At 69.8% G+C, this 5,113-nt stretch carries 8 protein-coding genes; 3 read left to right on the plus strand and 5 right to left on the minus strand.

What is annotated here, in order from left to right; genetic code table 11:
• Together QH283_RS14170 and QH283_RS14175 are read left to right on the plus strand one after the other, a co-directional pair.
• The coding region (locus tag QH283_RS14170; protein ID WP_280503467.1) for a hypothetical protein at positions 1 to 503 on the plus strand (503 nt) is incomplete at its 5' end.
• Positions 497 to 1,276, plus strand: a complete 780-nt coding sequence (locus QH283_RS14175) for an FkbM family methyltransferase (protein WP_280503468.1) — start codon at positions 497 to 499, stop codon at positions 1,274 to 1,276. The genes QH283_RS14170 and QH283_RS14175, both read left to right, overlap by 7 nt.
• A gap of 38 nt (positions 1,277 to 1,314) precedes the next feature.
• On the opposite strand, the gene QH283_RS14180 is transcribed toward QH283_RS14175, so the two are convergent.
• The 3 genes from QH283_RS14180 to QH283_RS14190 all read right to left on the minus strand — a co-directional run bounded on the left by QH283_RS14180 (position 1,315) and on the right by QH283_RS14190 (position 2,746).
• Positions 1,315 to 1,452, minus strand: coding sequence for a hypothetical protein (locus QH283_RS14180; RefSeq protein WP_280503469.1), 138 nt, complete (start codon positions 1,450 to 1,452; stop codon positions 1,315 to 1,317).
• A 35-nt stretch (positions 1,453 to 1,487) separates the two neighbouring features.
• Positions 1,488 to 2,201 (minus strand): hypothetical protein, encoded by a 714-nt coding sequence (locus QH283_RS14185; RefSeq protein ID WP_280503470.1) that lies wholly within the window; start codon positions 2,199 to 2,201, stop codon positions 1,488 to 1,490.
• 131 nt (positions 2,202 to 2,332) lie between these two features.
• Positions 2,333 to 2,746 (minus strand): DUF1801 domain-containing protein, encoded by a 414-nt coding sequence (locus QH283_RS14190; protein WP_280503471.1) that lies wholly within the window; start codon positions 2,744 to 2,746, stop codon positions 2,333 to 2,335.
• 441 nt (positions 2,747 to 3,187) lie between these two features.
• On the opposite strand from QH283_RS14190, the gene QH283_RS14195 reads away from it, so the two are divergent.
• Positions 3,188 to 3,391 (plus strand): cold-shock protein, encoded by a 204-nt coding sequence (locus QH283_RS14195; protein ID WP_011209970.1) that lies wholly within the window; start codon positions 3,188 to 3,190, stop codon positions 3,389 to 3,391.
• 427 nt (positions 3,392 to 3,818) lie between these two features.
• Here the strand turns inward: QH283_RS14195 and QH283_RS14200 are convergent, their stop codons facing one another.
• Both QH283_RS14200 and QH283_RS14205 read right to left on the minus strand, forming a co-directional pair.
• Positions 3,819 to 4,115: a hypothetical protein gene (locus QH283_RS14200; RefSeq protein WP_280503472.1), complete on the minus strand. Its 297-nt coding sequence runs from the start codon at positions 4,113 to 4,115 to the stop codon at positions 3,819 to 3,821.
• A gap of 269 nt (positions 4,116 to 4,384) precedes the next feature.
• Positions 4,385 to 4,792 (minus strand): hypothetical protein, encoded by a 408-nt coding sequence (locus tag QH283_RS14205; RefSeq protein WP_280503473.1) that lies wholly within the window; start codon positions 4,790 to 4,792, stop codon positions 4,385 to 4,387.
• Positions 4,793 to 5,113 lie beyond the last annotated feature (321 nt).

Here is a 5,113-nt window from a genome sequence, read left to right on the forward strand (position 1 = left end):
TGCGCCGGCATCGCGGGGGCGGTAGGGGGGGTGTGCCGGCGGGGCGGGCGGCCGGGGGGGGGGCGCCCCCGCGGTCGGCCGCCGCGGACGACCGGCCGCCGGGACAGCTGATGGCCGACCTGCTCGGCGGCTGGCGCGAACTGTTCGGTCTCGGCGAGGACGTGCACGCCGAGACCGTGGAGGAGGCGTGGGCGGTGATCCGCGAACAGGTCACCGGCACCGCCATGTTCACCCCCGATCAGGTCGACCGCGTGATGCGCAGCTTCGAGACGGCGGGCGAGATCGCCGACGCCTACCGGCCAGGCACCTTCGACGGTGATCTGCTGCTGTTCACCGCGGGCCGCGACCACGCCGACCACCACGCGCTGGCGCGGATGTGGCGGCACTGTGTGACCGGGCGGGTCCACAACACCGTGGTCGACGCCCGGCATCTCGAGATGAGCCACCCGGATGCGCTGGCGGTGGTCGGCGCCGAATTGGAAAGGTTCGCCGGAAGATGCTGAACTCCGTGCAGAAACTGAAGCTCGACGATGTGAGAACCGTGGAATGCCCCAGCCCCGCCGAGGCCCGATTCCTGTGGGGCGAGATCACTTCCGAATCCGGCATGTACCGCGAGGCCGCGACCGGGTTGCGGCCCGGTGACGTCGCCCTCGACATCGGCGCCAACATCGGGCTGAGCGCGCTGTTCTTCGCCGATGCCTGCCCCGATGTGCAGGTCATCGCCGCCGAACCGGCCCCGGTCACCTTCCACTGCCTCGAACGCAATCTCGCCGCCTTCGTCCCGCGCAGCACCCCGCTGCCGCTCGCCGTCGGCGCGGAGCCCGGTGTGCTCCCGTTCACCTGGTATCCGCACGCTCCCGCGAATTCCGGCCTCTACGCCGATCGGGAACGCGACGACCAGGCCACGAGAACCTTCCTGCGCAACAGCGGCCTGAACGACGACGCCGCCGCTCTCATCACCGCCGACCTGCACCGGGGCGAACAGATCGACGTCGAGATGACCACCGTCTCGGCGATCATGGACGCCTACGCGCCCGACGGTGAGATCGGCCTGCTCAAGATCGACGTGGAACGCGCCGAACTCGACGTCCTCAACGGTGTCGGCGACACCGACTGGCCACGCATCCGCTCCGTCGTCGCCGAAGTCCACGACATCGAGGGCCGCCTCGCCCGTATCGAGGACATGCTCCGCGACCACGGCCTCACCAGCCGCACCCGCCAGGACCCCAGCCTCCAGGGCACCGAACTCTACGAGGTCTACGCCGTCCGTGAGTGAGCCGGGCCGACTCGGCCGCCGGCCGGGCGGGGGTGGCCTCAGGTGGTCGAGACGACGATCTCGGCGGGCGAGGCGTCGAGGAACAGCAGCACCCCGGCGATGCACATACCCTGCTCAGCGTGGTGCGGGACCTCCCGACCGGAATCAGTGGTGTCCGGGAAACCCGTGTCCGCCACCGCGGTCCGTGAACGAGCCTGCCGCGCCTGCGGGATCAGAGATTCGCGCCCGGTTTGAGGACGCCGAGCGCCGCGGCCACCAGCACGCTGCCCCAGATCGCCCACACGTACGGCAGGCACCCGTTCACGCTGCGCTTGACGATCGCCTCCACCTCCGGGGTGGAACCGGTGGTCGACAGCGCGCCGAAGGCGGGACCGAAGGGACGCAGCGTCATCCTGATGCCGAGCCCGACGGCGATGGCGGTCGCGTACAGCAGGATCTTCACGGCCAGCCAGCGCGGTTCGGTGCTCACCCCGAACGGCTCGGTGGCGATCAGCGCGTACAGTCCGGCCACCGCCAGGGCCGCCACCACCGCGAACCGGATGGCCAGATCGGCGCGGGCCACCAGCGGGAACCGGCCGTGAGTACGGTGCTGGATCACCGTCAGTGCCAGCCAGCCCGCCGCGAACAGCCAGGTCAGCGCCACCACCCACCAGGGGAACAGGTCGTGGCCGAACAACTGCGCGCCGTGCGGGTCGGCCGCCATCAAGGTGACGCCGCTGGGCAGGAACAACACCAGGCACACCTTCGGCGCCAGATCCAACCCGCTCATGATCCGCAGTGCCGTCGACCGCGCCTGCGGGTCGAGTGCCGGGTCGATGACGTATCGGCTGGAGTAGAACACCCCGAGGTCGCCGCCGAGCCAGAAGACGAACAACACGATGTGCAGCACGATCCACCAGCCGTGCGGGTGCGGTCCCATATCCATCCTCCGAGCCGAGCCGGCGCACACGCCCGTTCTGGGGCGGCGCGTAGCGCGAACCCCCGGGCGGTAATGGATACAACGTATCCCTGAGAGAAACGCACGGCAAGCGGAATGCCGGAAGCGGCCCGGCTCGGTCAGCCGGAGTGGTTGGCCGCCCAGCTGCGAGCCACCAGTTCGGCCAGCACCGCGCGGTCCACCCGGTCCAGCCGCTTGATGTAGAGACACCCCTTGCCGGTGGTGTGCGGCCCCAGCCGGTCGAGCAGCTCCTGGTTGGACCCGTGACAGGTCAGACCGTAGAGCGTCAGCGCGGCCTTGCGCGGCGCGAGCCCCACCGCGAACCACTCGCGCTCCTTGCCGTCGGCGGTGGTGTAGCGCTGCGTGCCGAACCCGACCATGGAACTGCCCCACATCACCGGCTCGACGCCGGTGACGCCCTGGATCAGCTCCAGCGCCGCGAGCGCATCGGCCCGCCTGCGCGTATCGGCCACCGAGTCGAGAAACGCGCGGACATCTCCCCGGCCCGGTGTGGTGAGACGGTCGTCGGCCATGTGCCCAGGGTGGCACACCGCGGGGCCGCGACGCGTTTCCCGGAGGAATTCCTTCGTGGTGTCGCCGGGTGTGACGCAGAAATCAGCGACGCGAATTCTGTGGGCCCGATCGCTCGATTCGCCGGAGACGATCGACGTGGGGGCGGGACAGCGGGATCGAGTTGTCCGGGCCTGCGGGATGCGACCCGCGATGGCAATGAAACATGCTGTGCGCCACCATGATCGGACCGGCGTCATGGCGTCCGCGCCGACACCGCCCGCCCGACCGGGCAGTGACCGGAATCGATGATTCCCGGCGGATCGCCGGTCGGGTCCGCGTCGCCGATCCGGCCCTGGCCGGTGCGTGCCCGATGTGCGCGATCCCCGTGGGTGTGGCATAGTCGTCCCTGAGACCGAGCTAATTCGAGCGCGGCTCATCTACAGAAATGAAGTTTTTACCACATGGCTCAAGGCAGCGTGAAATGGTTCAACGGCGAGAAGGGCTTCGGCTTCATCGCCCAAGACGGAGGCGGCCCTGACGTCTTCGTGCACTACTCCGCCATCGGCGGCTCGGGTTTCAAGACCCTCGACGAGGGCCAGCGCGTGGAGTTCGAGATCGGGCAGGGCCAGAAGGGTCCGCAGGCTCAGGACGTCCGCGCGATCTAGTCGACGCGAGATGTAGGCTCCGCACCCCAGAGGTGCGGGGCCTTTCGTCTTTTCCGGCACCTTTTCCCCGAAATATCTGTTCCCCCTGTGCCTGTTTCCGCCACACCTGCTTCCGCTGCGCCCCGGAGAGGCTGCGTTCCCCGGCTCTCCAGGCACAGGGAGAGTCGGGAACCGCGGAACGGCTCGCCCGCCGCGTCGGCCGTCTACGCCGCGCGGCATGTCATCCTCGAGGGAGACCCGAAAACGCCGGCGGTCGTGTCCGAGATCCGTCCGCGTCCTGGCGCGCGCGTCCTGGGGCTGGTGCGAGCCGGCGCGGCCGTCGAGCGCACGCGCTTCCCGAACACCGAACGAACGGATCACGCCGCTTACGCCGCGCCGGCGGCCCGCGGCAGGCGGCGTCGGGTCGGCAGGGACGGTGCGCGCCTGCCTATCCGCCGGAACGCCGGCGCCGGGAGGAGTCGAGATCGATGACATCGCCCTCGCGGTCCTGCCCGCTCTCGGGAGCGGGGTGCGAATCGGTGGCGGGGGTGACCGGCCACCAGCCGGTCTCGCGCTGGAGTTCCGACCGCAAGACGGGCTTGGTCGGTGCGGGGTCGAAGACGTAGCCGGTTTCCGGCAGCCAGGCCCGGCGCGGACGCGCGCCCGGCTCCTCGGTCACGCGCCGTGGACGGCGCGGCAGCCGGGTGACCTTCGACGAGTCGTCGCCTGCTCCTGGGGTCTCCATAGCATCCATTATCGCGCGAAGCGGACAGTCCGGTCAGCCACCGCCCCCTGTGTGGGTGTATCGACGGGGCCGGGACAGTCCTAGGCCCTACCGGCGCTCTCCGTGGGGCAGACGGACACGGCCGGTAGGGCCTGAGGAAATAGAATCGTGCCGATCTTATTCGCCCGGCACAGGCAAATTCATTGCAATGTCGCAATTCCGGTGTTCGCCGAGCTTTGGCAAATGATCCGGGAAATGCGTCGTCGCGAGGGCGGGACGCCCGTCGGTCATCAGGCGGCGGGCTCCGGCTGGGACAGGTCGCGGCTGCCCAGCAGCACGTCGATGATGTTGACGAGGGCGGAGGTGCCGCCGTCGAAGGCCGAGCTGCCGGTGTCGAGCAGGCCGAGGCCGAGGCCGAGTGCGGCCGAGCCGGTGGCCAGGCCCTCGGCGGAACCGAGAGCGGCGCCACCTTCGGCGGAGCCTGCGGCGAGCGCGGCCGAGCCGGTGCCCAGGCCACCCGCGGCCCCCGCGGCGGCGCCCGCCTCGGCGGACCCGGCGGCCAGGCCGGCCGAACCGGTGGCGAGGGCGGCGGAGCCGGTGACGCCGGTGACGCTCTCGGCAGAGGCCACGGCCGGGCCGAAGAACAGGGTGGCGGCGGAGACGGCTCCGGCGGCGACGAGAACCTTGCGAGAGATCATGGCGGGGATTCCTTCCGGGTGGGCAGATAACAACACCATCTCGGTGTGCGATTGCAACGTTAAGGAATGAAACCCCGGACAACCAATAGCAATTCTTGTGTTATGAATCACCGTTAATTCTTGGCAAACGGACTGTGCTGGCCTGGTTACGGAATTCGATCTTGTGTGCACCCCATAATTCGATCTTGCTCGCCCGGAAAATCGGGCTCCGAGCGGGCGATAGCTACCCCCCGCGCCCCGGCGGGCGCGGCCGGGGGGGGCGGGGTGAAACCAGGGTACAACGCCGGGGCGCGCGGCCCCCGGGGGGGCCGGAGCCCCCCG

This window comes from Nocardia farcinica, assembly GCF_029867845.1.
In the GTDB taxonomy this organism is placed as follows: domain Bacteria; phylum Actinomycetota; class Actinomycetes; order Mycobacteriales; family Mycobacteriaceae; genus Nocardia; species Nocardia farcinica_A.